The sequence below is a fragment of the Brevibacterium pityocampae genome, assembly GCF_039541555.1.
Taxonomy (GTDB): Bacteria; Actinomycetota; Actinomycetes; order Actinomycetales; family Brevibacteriaceae; genus Brevibacterium; species Brevibacterium pityocampae.
Window position 1 is genome coordinate 1 of sequence record NZ_BAABGL010000020.1, and the last position, 806, is coordinate 806.

The following is an 806-nucleotide window of genomic DNA, read 5'->3' on the forward strand; positions in this document are numbered from 1 at the left end:
TCCGCGGTCGCGGCCTCGACGTCCTCCCGGCCGGCCCAGGGCCCGTCGAGGTGGATCAACTCTGCCTTGTAGAGCGAGTTCAGCGCTTCGGCCATGGCATTGTCGAACGAGTCGCCCTTGGACCCCACGGAGGCCACGGCATCGACCTCCTCCAGGGCCTGGGTGTACCGCAGGGCCCTGTACTGCACTCCTCGATCACTGTGGTGCTTGAGTCCGGAGACGTTCTGACCTGCACGTTTACGGGTCCAGAGGCCCATGTTCAGTGCGTCCAGGGCCAGATCGGTGTACATCCGGGTCGAGGTCTGCCAGCCCACGATCATCCTGGCGAACACGTCCAGGATGAAAGCGACGTAGACCCACCCGGACTCGGTCCGGACGTAGGTCAGATCGGCCACCCAGAGCCTGTTCGGAGCGGTGGCGGTGAAGTCGCGTCTGACCAGGTCACCGGGTCGATTCGTCTCCGGCGACGGCTTCGTGGTGCGCGGATAGCGGCCCCTGACGGTGCCGCGGACCCCGAGTTCACGGCAGAGCCGCTCGACGGTGCAGCGGGCCACAGGGACCCCGTTGCGGTTGAGCTCGGCGTGGATTTTCCGGATCCCGTAGACCCGCATACGCCGGTGGGCGTGGATGGCCATGATGTGCTCCTTGAGCTCGGCGTCCCGGACGGACCGGGCGCTGGGCGGTCGGTTCTTGAAGGCGTAGTAGGTTCCCGGGGCGATCTTCATCCCGTGGTCCTGGGTCAGGACACGGCAGATCGGTTCGATCCCCCAGCGGTGCTTGTTCTCGTCGACGAAGGCGACGATCAC

General features: G+C 66.1%; 1 protein-coding gene. It reads right to left on the minus strand.

Annotated features, from left to right (window positions below; all coding sequences use genetic code 11):
* On the minus strand, nt 1–806 hold an 806-nt coding region (locus ABD883_RS11945; RefSeq protein WP_345032363.1), incomplete at both ends, for an IS3 family transposase.